We start from the raw sequence: 15,310 nt of genomic DNA on the forward strand, positions 1-15,310 counted from the left end.
ACAACATCAGCCTCGCACAGGAAATGGGGATCCGAGATGCCGGTCCGTACCGAGCGCCAGGGACACGTCACCACCGTCGTCCTCTCCCGTCCCGGGGCCCGCAACGCGGTGGACGGTCCTACGGCGACCGAACTCGCCGACGCCTTCCGGAAGTTCGAGGCGGACGAGGAGGCGCGGGTGGCGGTGCTGTGGGGTGAGGGCGGCACCTTCTGCGCGGGCGCCGACCTCAAGGCGATCGGCACCGAACGGGGCAACCGCGTCGCCGAGGACGGCGACGGCCCGATGGGCCCCACGCGGCTGCGGCTGTCCAAGCCGGTGATCGCCGCGGTCGCGGGCCACGCGGTGGCCGGCGGTCTGGAGCTCGCCCTGTGGTGCGACCTGCGGGTGGCCGAGGAGGACGCGGTCTTCGGCGTGTTCTGCCGCCGCTGGGGCGTGCCGCTGATCGACGGCGGCACCGTCCGCCTGCCCCGCCTGATCGGGCAGAGCCGCGCGATGGACATGATCCTGACCGGCCGCCCGGTCGCGGCGCAGGAGGCGTACGACATGGGCCTCGCCAACCGCGTGGTCGCCACCGGCACGGCACGCGCCGAGGCGGAGGCCCTGGCCGGCGAGATCGCCCGCTTCCCGCAGGCGTGCCTGCGCGGCGACCGGGCGTCGGTGCTGGAACAGGACGGCCAGGACGAGTCGGCGGCCATGCGCGGCGAACTCCGGCACGGCATGGACGTGTTGGCCCAGAGCCTGGAGGGTGCGGCCCGGTTCGCCTCGGGCGCGGGACGCCACGGGTCGTTCACGGACATGTGATGGATCCGTCGTACCCGATGCGGTCCTGTGCCGAACCCCGCTGCCGGGTACGGCAGGATGGGCGGCCGTACATTCGAATGCGAGCAGGTGGAAACGTGACGACACTTCACATCCGGTACTCCGCGGCGCCGTCCGCCGCAGATCTGTCCTCCGGAGGTGACCGGTGAACCGCGCTGTCACCGTGGACGACCTGGTCATCGCAGGAATCGCGGTGGCCGCCGGCCTGCTGGCCGCGTTCCTGCTGCGCATCCTGATGCGCTGGCTGGGCAAGCACGCCGACCGCACCCGCTGGGGCGGCGACGACGTGATCGTCGACGCGCTGCGGACGGTGCTGCCGTGGGCGGCGGTGGTCGGCGGGGCCGCCTCCGCGGGCGCGGCGCTGCCGCTGACCAGAACCGTGCAGAACCACGTCAACCAGGTGCTGACGGTGGTCCTCATCTTCGCGGTCACCGTGACGGCGGCCCGGGTGATCGCCGGGCTGGTGCGGGCGGTCACCGCCTCCCGCTCCGGCGTCGCCGGATCGGCCACGATCTTCGTCAACATCACCCGCGTGCTGGTCCTGGCGATAGGCTTCCTGGTGGTGCTGCAGACGCTGGGCATCTCCATAGCGCCGATGCTCACCGCCCTGGGCGTGGGCGGACTCGCGGTCGCGCTCGCTCTGCAGGACACGCTCGCCAACCTCTTCGCGGGCATCCACATCCTCGCCTCCAAGACCGTGCAGCCCGGCGACTACATCCGGCTGAGCAGCGGTGAGGAAGGCTACGTCGAGGACATCAACTGGCGTCAGACGACGGTCCGCGCGCTCTCCAACAACCTCGTCGTCATCCCCAACGGCGAGCTCGCCCGGACGAACATGACCAACTACATGCGTCCCGAGCAGAAGCTGACGATCCTGGTGCAGGTGGGCGTCGCCTACGACAGCGACCTGGACCAGGTCGAGCGCGTGACGATGGAGGTCATCGGCGAGGTGATGACCCAGGTCGACGGCGCGGTGCCGGAGCACGAGCCGGCGATCCGCTTCCACACCTTCGGCGACTCGCGCATCGGCTTCACGGTCATCCTGGGCGTGGGCGAGTTCAGCGACCAGTTCCGCATCAAGCACGAGTTCATCAAGGCGCTGCACCGGCGCTACCGCGACGAGGGCATCCGCATCCCGGCGCCCGCGCGCACGGTGGCGCTGCAGCAGGGCTCCGTGGTGATCCCGCAGCAGCGCCACGCGCACGAGGAGGCGGGCGACGCGAGCGCCACCCGCCTCGACCGGCCCACCGGGTCGCCGCTCGACTGACCCGCTGGGTCCGCGCTCGACCGACCTACAGGGTCGCCGAGTTGTCGTGGTAGTGCCCGCCGCGGCGGCTGTGCGGTGAGGCGAGCGCCGAGTTCACCGGCGTGACCCTCCAGTCCGGGTGACCGGGCATCCGCGGCGTCTTCGTGCCGTACAGCCACTCCGTCAGGAAGCCGGACTGGTCCTGGCCCGAGACCTCCGAGGCGACGGCGATGTAGTCCTGCGTCGTCGCCGAGGAGTTGCGGTGCCGGTCGAGGAAGGTCCGCTCGATGGAGCTGAAGACGTCCTCGCCGACCGCCTGGCGCAGCGCGTACAGCACCAGCACGCCGCCCAGGTAGCGCTGGCTGTCGAACAGGTTGGCCGCGTTCGGTCCGGCCACCGGGCCCGAGTCGTGGCGCCACTGGTCGCCGCGGGCGTAGGTGTCCTTCATCCGCGCTTCCATGGTGGTCAGGCCGAGGGAGTCGGCCCAGCCGCGCTCGTAGCGGTAGAGCAGTCCGTAGAAGTCGGCGTGGCCCTCGTTCAGCCACAGGTCGGCCCAGTTGCCCGGGCTGACGAGGTTGCCGAACCAGGAGTGGACCAGCTCGTGCATCATGTGCGAGCCGATGCTCTTCTCGGGCTGGAGCAGGAAGTTCGGCTTGTACAGGGTGAGGGTCTGCGTCTCCAGGCCGGTGAAGTCGAAGGCGTTGGCGTCGTCGGAGTTGCACGGCAGCAGGCCGTACGTCTCGAACGGGAAGGCCCCCAGCCGCGCCTCCAGCCACTGGACCAGGTTCGGGGTGAGCGCGAGCGCCGGTTCGAGGGCGGCGGCGCGGGCGGTGGGCACGACGTCCCGCAGCGGCAGGCCGTTCGGGCCCTGCCGGTCCTTGATCACGTAGTCGCCGACGGTTATCTGCACCAGTTCGGTGGCGATCGGCGAGCGGGACCGGTAGCAGTACGCGGTACGGCCGTCGGACAGGACCTCGGTGCCGGTCAGGACGCCGTTCGCGACGCCGCGCAGCCCGCTCGGGACGGTGACGCGGAAGCTGAAGTCCGCCTTGTCCGAGGGGTGGTCGTTGCACGGGAAGGCGGTGTGCGCGGAGTCCGGCTGCGGGCACAGCGCGAAGCCGTCCGGCGTGGGCACCCAGGCGGTGTGGGCGAGGGTGCGGCGCGGGTCGGCGGAGTACTCCACCCGCACCCTGACCCGCTCCTGCGCGGCCAGAGCGGTCTTCGGCGTGATGCGCAGCTTCTCGCCGGACTGCTCGAAGGCGGCCTTGTGTCCGTCGACGCGGACCGTGCGGATGTCGAGGCCGAGGGCGTCGAGGGAGAAGCGGCTCAGGGCCTGGGTCGTGGTCAGCGAGATCGTCGCCGCGGAGTCGACCAGCCGGGTCGTGGCGTCGTAGGCGAGGTCGAGGTGGTAGGCCGAGACCCGGTAGCCGTCGTTGCCGAGGCCGGGGAAGACGGAGTCGCCGAGGGTCTCGGGGCCCGGGGTGCCGGGGTCCTTGCCGGCGGCTTTCGAGGTGGAAGTACGAGCGTGGGCCGCGTTCCCCGTGGTCAGGACGGCGGCGGTACCGATCAGGGCGGCCGCGGGGGCCGTCACTCTGGTGCGATATCTCATGGTCAGCTTTCGCTCGGGCGGCCGGGTGGTCAGATCCGGTCGTCGACGATCAAATGCACGATCAACTTCCAGGACCCGGCAATCGCCCCTTTGGTTGCACGGGCGGCGCCATTGCTTGCACCGGTGGCCTGTGCGGTGCGCCGGCGGCCTGGGCGGCTGCGCCGGTGGCGTCCGGGGCCGCGCCGCGGGGCGGGGTGCTCGCGCGCGCCGCGGGGCGCTCGAGTCGCCCGGATCGGGTACCGGAGTGCGGGACGAGTGGCCGACCCCTTTCGAGCCCGCCTCGATCACGAGATATCTTGATGTCGAGCAATGTTGCAGACGTGGAGCGGAGCACCCGGTGACTGACTCGACCATCTTCTATACGCACACTGACGAGGCCCCGGCCCTGGCGACGTATTCCTTCCTGCCGGTGGTCCAGGCGTACGCCTCGCAGGCGGGTGTCGCCGTGTCCACGCGGGACATCTCGCTGGCCGGGCGCATCATCTCGGTCTTCCCGGAGTACCTCACCGAGGACCAGCGCATCCCGGACGCCCTGCACGAACTGGGCGAGCTGGCCAAGACGCCCGAGGCCAACATCATCAAGCTGCCGAACATCTCGGCGTCGATCCCGCAGCTCAAGGCCGCGGTCGCCGAGCTGCAGGGCCAGGGCTACGCGCTGCCGAACTACCCGGACGACCCGAAGACCGACGAGGAGCGGGAGATCCAGGCCCGCTACGACAAGGTCAAGGGCTCCGCCGTGAACCCGGTCCTGCGTGAGGGCAACTCCGACCGGCGCGCCCCCGCCTCGGTCAAGAACTACGCCAAGACCCACCCGCACCGCATGGGCGCCTGGTCCTCGGACTCGAAGACCGAGGTCGCGACCATGGGGCAGAACGACTTCCGCTCCACCGAGAAGTCCGTGGTGATCTCCGAGGCCGGCTCCCTGCGGATCGAGCTGGTCGCCGAGGACGGCACCACCACCGTGCTGCGCGAGTCCGTACCGGTCCTCGAGGGCGAGGTCGTCGACGCCTCCGTGATGCGCGCCGCCGCGCTGAACGAGTTCCTCGCCGCGCAGGTCGCCCGCGCCAGGCAGGACGGCGTCCTGTTCTCCGTGCACCTCAAGGCCACGATGATGAAGGTCTCGGACCCGATCATCTTCGGCCACGTCGTGCGCGCCTTCTTCCCGAAGACCTTCGCGAAGTACGGCGAGACGCTCGCCGCGGCCGGCCTGTCCCCGAACGACGGCCTGGGCGGCATCTACAAGGGCCTGGAGGCCCTGCCGGAGGGCGCCGAGATCAAGGCCTCCTTCGACGCCGAGATCGCCGACGGTCCCGAGCTGGCGATGGTCGACTCCGACCGCGGCATCACCAACCTGCACGTGCCGTCCGACGTGATCGTCGACGCCTCGATGCCGGCCATGATCCGCACCTCCGGCCACATGTGGGGCCCGGACGGCCAGGAGGCCGACACCCTCGCGGTCCTGCCGGACTCCTCCTACGCGGGCGTCTACCAGGCCGTCATCGAGGACTGCAGGGCCAACGGCGCCTACGACCCCTCGACCATGGGCTCGGTGCCGAACGTCGGCCTGATGGCGCAGAAGGCCGAGGAGTACGGCTCCCACGACAAGACCTTCGAGATCAAGACCGCCGGCACGGTCCGCCTGGTCGACGGCGGCGGCAACGCCGTCATCGAGCAGCCGGTCGCCCCCGGCGACATCTTCCGCGCCTGCCAGACCAAGGACGCGCCGATCAAGGACTGGGTGAAGCTCGCCGTCACCCGCGCCCGCGCCACCGGCGACCCGGCGGTGTTCTGGCTGGACGAGACCCGCGCGCACGACGCCAACCTGATCGCCAAGGTCAACGCCTACCTGCCGGAGCACGACACCGAGGGCCTGGACATCCGCGTCCTCGCCCCGGTCGACGCCACCAAGCTGTCGGTCGAGCGCATCCGCCGCGGCGAGAACACCATCTCGGTGACCGGCAACGTGCTGCGTGACTACCTCACCGACCTCTTCCCGATCCTGGAGCTGGGCACCAGCGCCAAGATGCTGTCGGTCGTCCCGCTGATGGCGGGCGGCGGCCTGTTCGAGACGGGCGCCGGCGGCTCCGCGCCGAAGCACGTCCAGCAGCTGGTCAAGGAGAACTACCTGCGCTGGGACTCGCTCGGCGAGTTCTTCGCCCTGGTCCCGGCCTTCGAGCAGTACGCCACGGCCACCGGCAACGCCCGCGCCAAGGTGCTGGCCGACACCCTCGACCGCGCCACGGCGACCTTCCTCAACGAGGACAAGTCCCCGACCCGTCGCGTCGGCGGCATCGACAACCGCGGCAGCCACTTCTTCCTGTCCCTGTACTGGGCGCAGGAGCTGGCGAAGCAGACCGACGACGCGGACCTGGCGAAGGCCTTCGCCCCGCTCGCCGAGACGCTCGCCGCGAACGAGCAGAAGATCGTCGACGAGCTGCTCGCCGTCCAGGGCAAGCCGGTCGACATCGGCGGCTACTTCCAGCCCGACCCGGCCAAGGCGGCCGCGGTCATGCGCCCGTCGGCCACGTGGAACGAGGCCCTGGCGTCCCTGAGCTGACGCAAGAAGCACCGCATAACCGCCGCCCCGGCCGGGCCAACTCCCGGCCGGGGCGCGGTCATTGACGCTCCCGTTCCAGATCCAGCCCCAACCACCGCGCCAGATCCTCGATCTCGCGGTCGATCTCCGCGGTCATCGTCTTCGTGAACGGGACGTCCTCGTGGAGGGCGTTGACGCGGAGGACGCCGGTCTTGCGGTCGGACGTGGCGTCGAGTTTGCCGACCAGTTGGTCACCGTGGAGGACCGGGAGGGCGAAGTAGCCCCAGCGGCGCTTGGCGGCGGGTTTGTACATCTCCAGCTGGTACTCGTACGCGAAGAGTTCCGTCATGCGCTTGCGGTCGTGCACGAGGCGGTCGAAGGGGGACAGCAGGGCCGTGCGGCCCTCGAAGGGCTGGCCCAACTGTGCAGGGTCCACCCGCCACTTGCCCCGGACGCCTTCGACGACGGCCGGTTCGCCCGCCTCGCCGACGTCGGCCGGCTCGACCTGGCACTCCGGTCCGCGGGCGCGGGCGATGCCGAGGGCCTTCAGCCGCCGCTCGTCGCGGATGCGCAGGGCCTCCTCGACCGGGACGGGCGCGGTTTCGGGGTAGACCCGGTCGGCCAGGTCCCACAGGCGGTCGCCGCCCCGGCGTCCGGCCACGGCGACCTCGCCGCGCTGCACCATCAGCTCCAGGAGCTTGGTGACGTTTCGGTTGTTGGTCCAGCCGCTCGACCGCCACGACTCGGCGCAGGTGTCCGGCAGCGCACGGGAGGGCAGCGGGCCCTCGGCGGTGAGCCGGGCGAGGATGTCCCGGCGGCAGGCGTCGTTGGCCGCCACCCAGGTCCGGTGGTACTCCCGCCACGACGACGGCGTCCCCCGCTCCGGCCACTCGGCCATCTCCGCGCGGTACAGCGCCATGTCCTCCGCCGGGCGGACCATCGCCTGCAGCTCCACCAGCGTCCGCTTCTCCAGCGCCGCGGCCAGCTCGCCCGGCGCGTACGCCGGGCCGAGCCTGCTCCACGCCACGAGGTCGGCGTTCGGCGCGACGGCGGCGATCGGGTCGATCTGCAGCAGGGTCAGCCCGCGCACCACGCCGAGCAGCCCGTCCGGCCGCGCGGCGTCCAGGAGTTGGGCGCGGACGGCGATACGGCGGGCGTCGGTGCGCGAGAGCTCGTGGACGGTCATGGATCGAGACTAGGCGAGGGGTCCGACAATGCGGCCTCGTGCCGAGGGGGATACTCGGGTGCATGGAGTTCGCCGTCTTCATGACCCTGCCGGGCCTGGTCATCCTGCTGACCGCCGTCGCCTTCGCGGATCAGCTGCTGCTGCGGGCCGGCCAGGCGGGACTGCTGCCGTGGCGCAACGACGGGCGCCAGGGGCAGATCTCGGCGACGGGCTTCGAGCAGCTCCACGCGAGCTTCTCCCCCGGCAAGCAGAACGAGCTCGAGGAGCGCCGGTCGGCACTGATCCTGCGGGACGACGAGGAGGACGGGGCGCCGCCGCACCGCACCACCGTCGACCTGGCGGGCGGCGTCGCGGTCGTACGGATGACGCCACGCGATCATTGACCGGGGACACCCCGCACATCCCGGTCCTCGACGCCCCGCACGTCCCGTACGCCCCGGACCCGACACCGCGCCGCCCCTGGAGCAGCCCGTGCCCCGCGCCACCCCGTCCTTCGCCCACCTGCCCGGCGCCGCCGGCTCCCCCGTGATCCTGCATGTGCCGCACTCGGCGCGGGACATCCCGGCCGACGTGCGTGCGGGCATCGTGCTGGACGACACGGCGCTGGAGCGGGAGCTCGACCACATCACCGACGCGCACACGGCCGGGATCGCCGAAGCGGCCGGCGCCCTGTCGGCGGTCGCGCCCTGGAGGTTCGTCAACCGGCTCTCCCGGCTGGTCGTCGACCCGGAGCGCTTCCCCGACGAACGGGAGGAGATGCTGTCGGTCGGCATGGGCGCGGTCTACACCCGGACCACGCACCGGGAGGCACTGCGCTCCGCGGCCACCGACCCGGAGCCGCTGCTCGCCCGCTACTTCCGGCCGTACGCCCAGGCCATGACCGACGCGGTCGCCGACCGGCTCGCGGCCACCGGACGCGCCGTGATCATCGACGTCCACTCCTACCCGGCCGTCCCGCTCCCCTACGAACTCCACGGCACGGGCCCCCGTCCGCCGGTCTGCCTCGGCACCGACCCCTTCCACACCCCGCCCCGACTGCGGGACGCGGCACGGAAGGCGTTCGCGCCGTGCGGCGAGACGGGCCTCGACAGCCCCTTCGGCGGCGCTTACGTACCGCTGGAGTTCTACGGCAAGGACCCCCGGGTCAGCGCGCTGATGGTGGAGATCCGCCGCGACACGTACATGACCGAACCGGGCGGCCCCGCCCACCCCGGCCTGCCCCCCCTGGCCACGGCGCTGGCCGCGCTCGTCGACGCCGTCACGGGCCCCTGACGGGCCGACCTCCGCCTGGAGCACTCCCGCGCGACAGCCCCCATCCCCGGCCCCAGGGTGGAAGGCATGAGCGAGGAGATCAGCACGTTGACGGAGCAGGTGCCGCCGGTGCGGGAGTGGCCCGCGCTCGATCTGGACGGGACCGAGTTCGATCCGGTGCTCGCGGGGCTGATGCGTGAGGGGCCGTTGACGCGGATCCGGTTGCCGCACGGTGAGGGCTGGGCGTGGCTGGCGACCCGGTACGACGACGTGAAGCTGATCACGAACGATCCGCGGTTCGGCCGGGCCGAGGTCACCCGCCGTCAGGTGACCCGGCTCGCCCCCAACTTCGCCCCGCGGCCGGGCTCGCTGGCCTGGGCCGACCAGCCGGACCACAACCGGCTGCGCAGGCCGATCGCGGGCGCGTTCACGGTGGGGGCGATGAAGCGGCTGCGGCCGCGGGCGCAGGCGATCCTCGACGAACTGGTGGACGACGTCGTGCGCGACGGGCCGCCGGCCGATCTCGTGGAGCGGGTGCTGGAGCCGTTCCCGATCACCGTGGTCAGCGAGGTGATGGGCGTGCCCGTGGCCGACCGAGAGCGGGTGCACGCCTGGACGCGGCAGATCATCTCCACCTCGGGCGGGGCCGAGGCCGCGGACCGCGCCAAGAAGGGCATGTACGGGTGGATCACCGACACCGTCCGCGCGCGGGCCGCCAGCACCGACGAGGATGTGTACGCGCTGCTCGGCGCCGCCGTGGGGCGGGGCGAGATCAGCGAGGAGGAGGCCGTGGGGCTCGCCGGTCCGCTGCAGATCGGCGGTGAGGCGGTCACCCACAACTGCGGTCAGATGCTGTTCCTGATGCTCTCCCGGCCGGAGCTGGCCGAGCGGATGCGCGAGCCGGAAGCACGCGGGCCCGTCCTCGACGAGCTGCTGCGCTTCATCCCGCACCGCTCCTCGGTCGGGCTGGCCCGTATCGCGCTGGAGGACGTGGAGCTGCACGGCCACCGCATCGGCGCGGGCGAGCCCGTCTACGTCTCCTACCTGGCCGCCAACCGCGACCCGGAGGTCTTCCCCGACCCGGACCGGATCGACCCCGACCGCGATCCGAACCCGCATCTGGCGTTCGGCAACGGTCCGCACTACTGCACCGGTGCCGTGCTGGCGCGCCTGCAGACCGAACTGCTCGTCGACACGCTGCTGGAGCGGCTGCCCGCCATGCGGCTCGCGGTGCCCGCCGACGAGGTCGTCTGGCGCCGCAAGACCATGATCCGCGGACCGCGGACCCTGCCCGTCACCTGGTGAGCATCCGGTGAGCACCCGGTGAGGGCAGGGTCCCGCGTCCTCAGGCCGTCAGCCAGTCGGTGACGAGCACGCCCTCACCGGTCCGCAGCCGCAGCGCGAACGGGCCGGCGGGAGGCTCGCCGTAGGTGAAGCGCCCCATGGCGTCGGTCTCCAGGGGCGAGCCGGAGACCGGGCCGCTGAGCACCTCGACCCCGGCCGTCTGGGGCGGCAGCACCTGCCCCATCAGGCCCTGCGCGGACAGCTCCACGTCGACGGTCACCCCGCCCGCGTGGAACGTCAGCATGCGCGGCACGTCCACCGCTCCCCGCACCGGGATCGCGTCGACCACCGAGTCGAAGGTCAGCTCGGCGATCTGCGCGTCGAGGTCGTGCAACGCGAAGGCCTCGACGGCGATCTGGCGCAGGTCGGGCGGCACCGGGTCCAGGATGGCCGTGGCCCGGCGCAGTTCCTCCTCCAGCAGGTCGAGGTGCAGGTCGTCGCCCTGGAACTCGCCCTCGAAGGCGTCCTCGCCGCCGATGTCACTCATGTCGTCGTCCATGTCGCTCATACCGCTCCCCGTGCCTCGAGTCGTGCCCGCAGGCGCCGCAGGCAGCGCTGGCGGAGCGGTCCGATGCTGCCCACGGCGATCCCCAGGGCCGCGGACACCTCCTGGTAGCTGGGCGGCGGCGTGGCCATCAGGACCCGCAGCAACTGCCTGCAGCGTTCGCCCAGTTCCTCGAACTCCTGCCACAGGTGCCGGATCCGCTCGCTCTGCGCGGCCGCCTCCTCCAGGTCGAGGAACGACTGCTCGGGCGTACGGTCCTCACTGACCCGGTCGAGCAGCTGCGGATCGTCCGTCGGGGTCAGTCGCCTTAAGCTCTTGAGCACCTTCAGACACTCGTGCCGCGCGGTACTGGCCAGCCATGCCCCGGCCTTCTCCGGCTCCCGGATCCGGCCCAGATGCTGGGCAAATCGGAACCAGGCCGTCTGGTACACCTCGTGCGCGTCGGCCTCGGAGAGCCGGTGCGAGCGCACGACGGACCACACCAGTGGGCTCAGCCCTTCCACGAGCGCCTTCCAGGCCGCCGCGTCACCGTCGACGGCGGACTGGACCAGCGCGCCGACATCTGCTCGGTCCACGGTTCCACCCCTCGAGTACGGCATGACATCGTACGCCGTGGAAGGGGCCGCTCCGGACCTCATGCTCCGGGAAGGAGCTGTACGACCGGACCCGGGCGCCAGCCGGGCGGGCGCAGCGCCGGTACATGCGCCCCGCGCACTTCCGCGAACTCGGTGTTCGCCGTGAGCAGTTGCCTGCACGCGGCGCGCGGGTCGCCCTCCTTGTTGGCCGTCATGTAGGCGGCCACCATGCCCGCGGCCACGGGCGCCGCGAACGAGGTGCCGCTCCAGTGCGCGTAGCCCTCGAACATGACCTGGTCGGCCTTGGCCGCGGTGGGCGTGCCGGCCTCGCTGAGCGCCCCGGTGTGGCGCGGGTACTGGCAGGTGCAGGCGTAGGTGAAGCCGAAGCGGCAGGCGTCGTAGGTGGAGTGCTGGTAGAGGTACGGCACCGGCGCGTCGAAGCCGGTCAGCGCGCCGGTCAGGCGCTCGCCGGGGGCGTAGGCGCTCACCCAGGCACCGTGGTTGGAGAAGCAGGCGCCGAACTCGCCGTCGCTGCGCAGCGCGCCGACCGACAGGACGATGTCCGTGAAGTCGGGCAGGGAGGCGTAGGCGGCGGGCCAGAACGGTGTGGCGCTGGCGTTGTTGCCGGCCGCGGCGACCATCAGGGTGCGCTGCCCGCGCAGTTCCTGCATGAAGCCCTCGACGCCGAGCAGGCCGTCGACCCGGCCGTTGGAGGTGCCGGCGGAGAGGCTGATGATGTCCGGCCAGCCGTGCTCGTCGACCGCGGCGAACAGCCGCTCGCCGAACTCGGACTCCAGGATCGCGCCGGCGTCGTTGAGGGTGCTGCGCACGGTGATGTCCGTGTTGGGCGCGACGGCCGCGACCAGGCCGGCGATGAAGGTGCCGTGGCCGACGTACTGCAGCAGGTTGCCCTGGTCGTCGGTCTCGGTGCCGTGCAGGTCGCCCTGGACGTGGGCGAGGAGCGGCACCGCGCCGTAGTCGTGGGTGAGGCCGTTGTCGATGACCAGGACGCCCACGGCGCTGTCCGCGTCGTGACGGCCCTCGGCCGCGACCGGGTTGGTGCCCTGGGTGAGCGGGGCGGGCACGGGCTCGTCGCCGGGACAGGAGTTGACGGCGATCGACACCACGTGGTTGCGGCTGACCAGGCGGCGCCGCTGGCGCCCCTCGTGCTCGCGCATGGCCCGCAGGGCGTGCGCGACCGACCGGTCGCCGTGCCGGTCCCCGTGGCCCGGGTCGCCGACCTGGATGCGGGTGATGCCGGAGCGGTTGGTCTCCGGGCTGACGCGCTGCACGCGGTCGGCGGTCAGGCCGGTCGCCTCGGTGAAGTGCGCGCGAACGGTGTCCTCGACGAGGCGCGCCTCCTCACCGTCACGGGCGAGGACCACACCCTTCTCGTAGATGAACTCGGCCGCGTCGTCGGGCCCCAGGGCCAGGGAGACGTCGGGCATCGAGCGCTGGATCTGGTCGAACTGCTCTCGGAATCGCTGTGGCGCCATGGCAGGCCCTCCCGGTGAGGCGGCGGTCGTCAATCAGAGTCTCGGGGCCTTTGGTTGATACAGCACCAAACCGGTGTGGCCGCTACCAGGGGCCACTACTATCCGTGGAGTGACAGGGGCAAGCGACACGGTGCTCGAACTGCTGCCGATGGTGTTCGCCGACCCGGGCGAGGCCCGGGCCCGGGCGCAGGGTGTGCTCGACGCCGATCCGTCGCCCTGGCGGGCCTCCGTCGCCCACCAGGTCATCGGCATCTGGCAGCGCGACTGGGGCGACATGAGAATGGCCCTGCACCATCTGCGCCAGGCGCGCGACCTCGCCGCCCGCGCGCAGGCGCCCGACCGGGAGGCGGACGTACTGGCCGCGCTCGGGGTGGCACTGGTGCACGCGGGGCGCACACGGCAGGGTCTGGAGGCACTGGAGCGGGGCGTCGCGGTCAGCAGCGGTCACACCCGCGCGCGGGTGCTGTTCCGGCGGGCCTACGCCTCCTGGGTGCTGGGCCGGCACCGCGAGGCGCTGGAGGACGTGCGCCGGGCCATCCCGGTGCTGCGGCAGGCAGACGACGTCATCTGGACGGCGCGGGCGCTGACGTTGCGGGCGACCGTGCATCTGGCGCTCGGCGCGGTGGACCGGGCGGACGCCGACTTCACCGCGGCCGAGGCGCTGTGGGACACCACCGGCCAGGACCACGACAAGGCGGACGTGGTGGAGAGCCGGGGCCTGGCCGCCTTCCGCCAGGGCGACATTCCGGCGGCGCTGCGGCTCATGGACGAGGCCGAGGAGCGCTACGCCAAGCTAGGCACGCCGTCCTTCATGCTCTCCATCCGCCGCTGCGACGTGCTGATGGCGGCCGGGCTCGCCCCGGAGGCGCTCACCGTCGCGGACGCGGCGATCGGGGCGCTGGACGGCATCGGCGGGCAGTCCACGCGCAAGGCCGAGCTGCTGCTGGTCGCGGCCCGCGCGGCCCGGCTCGCGGGCGATCCGCACACGGCGATCGCGCGCGCGGCGCTGGCGGTGCGGCTGTTCTCCGGGCAGCGCCGCCCCTGGTGGGAGACGCACGCCCAACTGGTGCTGCTGCAGTCGCGGGTGGCCTCCGGGCGCCGCTCGGGGCGCCTGGTCGCGGACGCGGCGGCGGTGGCCGAACGACTGGCGTCCTTCGGCGCCCCGGCCGCCCCGGAGGCCTCGCTGCTGGCGGGCCGGATCGCGCTCGGCCTGGGCTGGACGGCGGACGCGGAGCGGCATCTGGCCGTCGCCGCCCGCTCCCGGCACGTCGGACCGCCGCTGGCTCGGATGACGGGCTGGGCCGCGCAGGCGCTGCGGGCCCGGGCGGCCGGCTCGGGGCGGGGCGTCCTGGAGGCGTGCCGGCGCGGGCTCGACGTGCTCGACGACCACCGGATGACGCTGGGCGCCTCGGAACTGCGCGCCCGCGCCACCGAGCAGGGCGCCGAACTGGCCGCGCTGGCCCAGCAGGCCAGCCTCGACTCCGGCGGCCCGCGCCGGCTGCTGACCTGGAGCGAGCGGTGGCGGGCCACCGTGCTGACCGCACCGCCGACGAGGCCGCCCGCCGACCCGGCGCTGCTGGGCGATCTGACCGCGTTCCGCGAGATCGCGGCACGCGCGGAGGAGGGGCGCAGGGACGGCCGCCCGATCCCGGTCCTGGAGCGCGAACAGCGGCGCCTGGAGCGGGAGATCCGCTCCCGGACCCTGCATCTGCGGGGTGCCGCGCCCGGCGCCGAGGACCGCTTCACACCCGCCCGGCTGCTGCAACGGCTCGGCGAGGTGCGGCTGGTGGAGCTCGCCGTGCTCGACGGGCGCGTGCAGGTGCTGCTGTGCGGGCAGGGGCGGGTGCGGCGGTTCGAGGCGGGGCTGCTGGCCGACGCCGAGGTCGAGGCCGCGCATGTGCAGGCCGGACTGCGCCGGCTCGCGCACCCGGGCGCGGAGGGCCGGCTCCCGGTGGTCGAGGCCATGGGCCGCCGACTGGAGGAGCTGCTGCTCGGCCCGGCCACCGCCCACCTGGGCTCGGGGCCGGTCGTCGTCGTCCCGCCGGGCCGGCTGCACAGCGTGCCGTGGGCGCTGCTGCCCAGCCTGCGCGAAAGGGTGCTGAGCGTGTCGCCGTCGGCGAGCAGCTGGCTGCGCGCCCGCGAGACCGAGCCGCCGCCCGGCGGCCGCCAGGTCCTGGTGCGCGGCCCGGGGCTGGCCACCGGCGGCGCGGAGGTGTCCGAACTCGCCGACCGCTACGGCACCCCGCTGCTGCTGGAGGAGGACGACGCGCGCGCCACGCGCGTCCTGGAGGAGCTCGACGGAGCTGCGCTCGCCCACATCGCCGCGCACGGCACGTTCCGCGCCGACAGCCCGCTGTTCTCCTCGCTGCGGATGGCCGACGGCCCGCTGATCGTGCACGACTTCGAGCGCCTCGACCGCAGCCCGTACCGGATCATCCTGTCCTGCTGCGACACCGCCCGGCTCGCCTCGGTCGGTGCGGACGAGCTCCTCGGCCTGGTCACCGCCCTGTTGCCGCTGGGCACGGCGGGCGTGGTGGCCAGCAGCGCGCCGGTCAACGACGCCGCCGTGGTGCCGTTGATGCTCGCGCTGCACAAGGGCCTGGAGACGGGCCTGTCGCTGGCGGAGGCGCTGCGCGACGCGCGTGCCGCGCTGCCCGGCGACGCGCTGCACCAGGCGACGGGCTGGGCGTTCACGGCGTTCGGCGCGGCCTGAACGCCCTTGTCCCACAAGGGCATCAAGACG

At 72.7% G+C, this 15,310-nt stretch carries 12 protein-coding genes; 7 read left to right on the forward strand and 5 right to left on the reverse strand.

The annotated features are described in order from the left end of the window. The first annotated feature begins 36 nt into the window (after positions 1 to 36). Together ACFU97_RS30230 and ACFU97_RS30235 are read left to right on the forward strand one after the other, a co-directional pair. On the forward strand, positions 37 to 801 hold the full coding sequence (locus ACFU97_RS30230) for a crotonase/enoyl-CoA hydratase family protein (protein ID WP_384262844.1): 765 nt from the start codon (positions 37 to 39) through the stop codon (positions 799 to 801). A gap of 163 nt (positions 802 to 964) precedes the next feature. After that, complete coding sequence (locus tag ACFU97_RS30235; protein ID WP_384262846.1) at positions 965 to 2,086, forward strand: mechanosensitive ion channel family protein; 1,122 nt, start codon at positions 965 to 967, stop codon at positions 2,084 to 2,086. A 25-nt stretch (positions 2,087 to 2,111) separates the two neighbouring features. Here ACFU97_RS30235 and ACFU97_RS30240 read toward each other — a convergent pair whose 3' ends face one another. Next, positions 2,112 to 3,674, reverse strand: a complete 1,563-nt coding sequence (locus tag ACFU97_RS30240; protein WP_384262848.1) for a M1 family metallopeptidase — start codon at positions 3,672 to 3,674, stop codon at positions 2,112 to 2,114. Positions 3,675 to 4,011: 337 nt separating this feature from the next. Here ACFU97_RS30240 and ACFU97_RS30245 point away from each other — a divergent pair, with 337 nt between their 5' ends. After that, positions 4,012 to 6,231, forward strand: a complete 2,220-nt coding sequence (locus ACFU97_RS30245) for an NADP-dependent isocitrate dehydrogenase (RefSeq protein WP_384262851.1) — start codon at positions 4,012 to 4,014, stop codon at positions 6,229 to 6,231. Between the two features lie 58 nt (positions 6,232 to 6,289). On the opposite strand, the gene ACFU97_RS30250 is transcribed toward ACFU97_RS30245, so the two are convergent. Further along, positions 6,290 to 7,396: a DNA glycosylase AlkZ-like family protein gene (locus tag ACFU97_RS30250; protein ID WP_384262853.1), complete on the reverse strand. Its 1,107-nt coding sequence runs from the start codon at positions 7,394 to 7,396 to the stop codon at positions 6,290 to 6,292. A gap of 62 nt (positions 7,397 to 7,458) precedes the next feature. Here ACFU97_RS30250 and ACFU97_RS30255 point away from each other — a divergent pair, with 62 nt between their 5' ends. The 3 genes from ACFU97_RS30255 (at position 7,459) to ACFU97_RS30265 (ending at position 9,952) form a co-directional block, all read left to right on the forward strand. Next, on the forward strand, positions 7,459 to 7,779 hold the full coding sequence (locus tag ACFU97_RS30255) for a DUF6191 domain-containing protein (protein WP_384262856.1): 321 nt from the start codon (positions 7,459 to 7,461) through the stop codon (positions 7,777 to 7,779). Positions 7,780 to 7,867: 88 nt separating this feature from the next. Beyond that, positions 7,868 to 8,668 (forward strand): N-formylglutamate amidohydrolase, encoded by an 801-nt coding sequence (locus ACFU97_RS30260; protein ID WP_384262858.1) that lies wholly within the window; start codon positions 7,868 to 7,870, stop codon positions 8,666 to 8,668. 66 nt (positions 8,669 to 8,734) lie between these two features. Beyond that, entirely contained in the window at positions 8,735 to 9,952 is a 1,218-nt protein-coding gene (locus ACFU97_RS30265; RefSeq protein WP_384262861.1) for a cytochrome P450, read from the forward strand. A gap of 40 nt (positions 9,953 to 9,992) precedes the next feature. Here ACFU97_RS30265 and ACFU97_RS30270 read toward each other — a convergent pair whose 3' ends face one another. Genes ACFU97_RS30270 through ACFU97_RS30280 form a run of 3 tightly spaced genes read right to left on the reverse strand, consistent with a single transcriptional unit; the run spans position 9,993 to position 12,567 of the window. Then, positions 9,993 to 10,490 carry a hypothetical protein gene (locus ACFU97_RS30270; protein ID WP_384263028.1) on the reverse strand — a complete coding sequence of 166 codons (498 nt, stop codon included), beginning with the start codon at positions 10,488 to 10,490 and terminating at the stop codon, positions 9,993 to 9,995. A 5-nt stretch (positions 10,491 to 10,495) separates the two neighbouring features. Then, positions 10,496 to 11,071, reverse strand: coding sequence for an RNA polymerase sigma factor (locus ACFU97_RS30275; protein ID WP_384262864.1), 576 nt, complete (start codon positions 11,069 to 11,071; stop codon positions 10,496 to 10,498). Positions 11,072 to 11,130: 59 nt separating this feature from the next. After that, a complete protein-coding gene (locus ACFU97_RS30280; RefSeq protein WP_384262867.1) occupies positions 11,131 to 12,567 on the reverse strand; it encodes a S8/S53 family peptidase in 1,437 nt (478 codons plus the stop codon). Between the two features lie 148 nt (positions 12,568 to 12,715). On the opposite strand from ACFU97_RS30280, the gene ACFU97_RS30285 reads away from it, so the two are divergent. Beyond that, positions 12,716 to 15,280 (forward strand): CHAT domain-containing protein, encoded by a 2,565-nt coding sequence (locus ACFU97_RS30285; RefSeq protein WP_384263031.1) that lies wholly within the window; start codon positions 12,716 to 12,718, stop codon positions 15,278 to 15,280. The last annotated feature ends 30 nt before the right edge of the window (positions 15,281 to 15,310 follow it).

It is taken from the genome of Streptomyces sp. NPDC057616 (genome assembly GCF_042800575.1).
GTDB lineage: Bacteria > Actinomycetota > Actinomycetes > Streptomycetales > Streptomycetaceae > Streptomyces.

Coding starts and splice junctions, on each gene's coding strand:
- ACFU97_RS30240 (WP_384262848.1), bottom strand. CDS start 3,674: ATGAGATATCGCACCAGAGTGACGGCCCCCGCGGCCGCCCTGATCGGT.
- ACFU97_RS30265 (WP_384262861.1), top strand. CDS start 8,735: ATGAGCGAGGAGATCAGCACGTTGACGGAGCAGGTGCCGCCGGTGCGG.
- ACFU97_RS30270 (WP_384263028.1), bottom strand. CDS start 10,490: ATGGACGACGACATGAGTGACATCGGCGGCGAGGACGCCTTCGAGGGC.
- ACFU97_RS30250 (WP_384262853.1), bottom strand. CDS start 7,396: ATGACCGTCCACGAGCTCTCGCGCACCGACGCCCGCCGTATCGCCGTC.
- ACFU97_RS30280 (WP_384262867.1), bottom strand. CDS start 12,567: ATGGCGCCACAGCGATTCCGAGAGCAGTTCGACCAGATCCAGCGCTCG.
- ACFU97_RS30285 (WP_384263031.1), top strand. CDS start 12,716: ATGGTGTTCGCCGACCCGGGCGAGGCCCGGGCCCGGGCGCAGGGTGTG.
- ACFU97_RS30230 (WP_384262844.1), top strand. CDS start 37: ATGCCGGTCCGTACCGAGCGCCAGGGACACGTCACCACCGTCGTCCTC.
- ACFU97_RS30255 (WP_384262856.1), top strand. CDS start 7,459: ATGGAGTTCGCCGTCTTCATGACCCTGCCGGGCCTGGTCATCCTGCTG.